The 2633-nt window shown below is 70.1% G+C and carries 1 protein-coding gene; it reads left to right on the top strand.

What is annotated here, in order from left to right; all coding sequences use genetic code 11:
- Positions 1-2633, top strand: a 2633-nt coding sequence (locus GTY96_RS36950; protein WP_161667161.1) for a condensation domain-containing protein, incomplete at both ends; no start/stop codon positions are given.

Genomic DNA, 2633 nt, shown 5'->3' with positions numbered 1-2633 from the left:
AAGCTCGCGGCCCTCTTCGCCGAAGTGCTCCGCACCGAGCGCGTCGGGCTCCACGACGACTTCTTCGCCCTCGGCGGGCACTCCCTGCTCGCCACCCAGCTCGTCTCGCGCGTCCGCGCGACATTCGAGGTGGAGCTCTCCCTGCGCGTCGTCTTCGAGACGCCCACGGTCGAAGCCCTCGCGTCGAAGCTCGAGGGAGCCCAGCGCAGCCCCCAAGCACCTCCGCCAGGGCTCTCCGCGCGCGAAGGCGCCATTCCGCTGTCCTTCGCGCAGCAACGCCTCTGGTTCCTGGATCAGCTCACCCCCGGGGATGCGTCGTACAACATCCCCACGGCCCTCAGGCTCACGGGCCACGTGGACGTGGAGGCCCTGCGCCGCGCCTTCGAGGCGCTGGTCGCCCGCCACGAAGCCCTGCGCACCACCTTCCGTGAGCACGAGGGTCAGCTCATCCAGCACGTCCACATGCCGGACGCGTGGACACTGCCGCTCCTGGACCTCTCCACGCTCCCCGAAGCCGAGCGCGACGCCGAGACCCAACGCAGGATCACGGAGGACGCCCGCCAGCCGTTCCAGCTCGCCACGGGCCCTCTGCTGCGCACCGCCCTGGTGCGGCTGGGCTCCGAAGAGCACCTGCTGCTCGTGACGATGCACCACATCGTCTCCGACGGCTGGTCCATGGGCGTCCTCGTCCGGGAACTGGTCGCCTTCTACGAGGCCTTCACCCAGGGCCTCGCCCCCACGTTGGCGCCGCTGCCCATTCAGTACGCGGACTTCGCGGCGAGGCAGCGCCAGTGGCTCCAGGGGGAGACGCTGGAAGCACAGTTGGCGTACTGGAGGCAGCAGCTCGCGGGTGCACCGTCCGCGCTGGAGTTGCCGACCGACCTCCCGCGTCCGGCCATCCAGACCCATGAGGGCGCGGCCCTCTCCGTCCGGATCCCGCGGTCGACGTCCGAAGCCCTCAAGGCGCTGGCCGGGCGTGAGGGCGCCACGCCGTTCATGGTGTTGCTCGCCGCGTTCCAGGTCCTCCTGTCGCGCTACTCCGCGCAAGACGACATCAGCGTGGGCACGCCCATCGCCGGCCGCACCCAGGCGGAGACCGAAGGCCTCATCGGCTTCTTCGTCAACACCCTCGTCCTGCGCTCTCGCGTGGAGCCGGAGGCGAAGTTCCGCGATCTGCTCGCCCAGGTGCGCGGCACGACGCTCGCCGCCTACGAGCACCAGCACCTGCCCTTCGAGAAGCTCGTCGAAGTCCTGCAGCCCGTGCGCGACCCGAGCCGCAGCCCCCTCTTCCAGGTGATGTTCGCCCTGCAGAACGCCCCCACGGAGGCCCTGCGCATCCCGGGCCTCACCTTCCAGCAGGTCGCCGCCGAGGCCCACTCCGCCAAGTTCGACCTCACGTTGACGTTGCAGGACTCGCCCGAGGGTTTCGTCGGCGGGCTCGGGTACAGCACCGCGCTCTTCAAGCACGGCACCGTGGAGCGGATGGCCAGCCACCTGCTCACGCTGCTGGAGGCCGTGGCCACCCAGCCTCGGCTGTCGCTCGCGGAGCTGCCGCTGCTCTCCAGCGAGGAGCGCCAGCGCATCCTCGTGGACTGGAATGACACCGCCGTCCCCAGCCCCATGGACGTCCCCGTCCACGTCCACTTCGCACAGCAGGCCCAGCGCACGCCGGACGCCGTGGCGCTCGTCATGGGGGATGCCACGTTGACGTATGCACAGCTGGACGCGCGTGCGAACCAGCTGGCCCACCACTTGATCTCCCTGGGCGTCGTCCCGAGCGCTCGCGTCGGCCTCGCCGTCGAGCGCTCCTTCGAGCTGGTCACGGCGATCCTCGCCATCCTCAAGGCCGGCGCCGCCTTCGTCCCCGTGGACCGCAATGCTCCCGTGGACCGCATCGGCGCCTTGTTGCAAGACGCGGACGTCAGCGTGGTCGTCACCCACCAGCCCTTCGCTTCATTGCTGCCGCCCTCGGGCGTCCGCGTCTGGCTGGATGCCCGGGCCCGGGACATCGCCGCGCTGCCGACCCATGCGCCAGAGGTCTACGCCGACGGCGATTCGCTCGCCTACGTCATGTTCACCTCCGGCTCCACCGGCCGGCCCAAGGGCGTCTGCGTTCCCCACCGCGGCATCACCCGCCTGGTGCTCGGCAGCTCCTTCATGCGCTTCGGGCCAGAGGAGACCTGGCTCCAACTCGCGCCGGTCGCTTTTGACGCCTCCACCTTCGAGTTCTGGGGCGCGTTGCTGCACGGCGCGAAGCTCGTCCTTGCTCCGCCCCACTCCCTCTCCCTGGAGGAGCTGGCCGCGCAGCTTCGCCACCACCGCGTCACGGTGCTGTTCCTGACGACCGCGCTCTTCGAGCAGATGGCGCTGCACCAGGGCGCGGCCATCGCGGGCATGCGTCAGTTGCTCACGGGTGGCGACGTGATGCCCTGGGCACGCCTGCGTGACCATCTGGCGCTCATTCCCGATACGTCGACGCTGGTTCACGCCTACGGCCCGACGGAGAACTCGTCCTTCTCCACCACGTGGTCGCTGAAGCACGACACGCGGGTGGACGGCCCGGTGCCCATTGGCCGGCCCATTCCCAACTCCACGGCCTACGTCCTCGACGCCCACCTGCGCCCCGTTCCCGT

This window comes from Corallococcus silvisoli (assembly GCF_009909145.1).
Classification (GTDB): Bacteria; Myxococcota; Myxococcia; order Myxococcales; family Myxococcaceae; genus Corallococcus; species Corallococcus silvisoli.
This window is presented reverse-complemented; position numbering and strand designations above follow the sequence as displayed.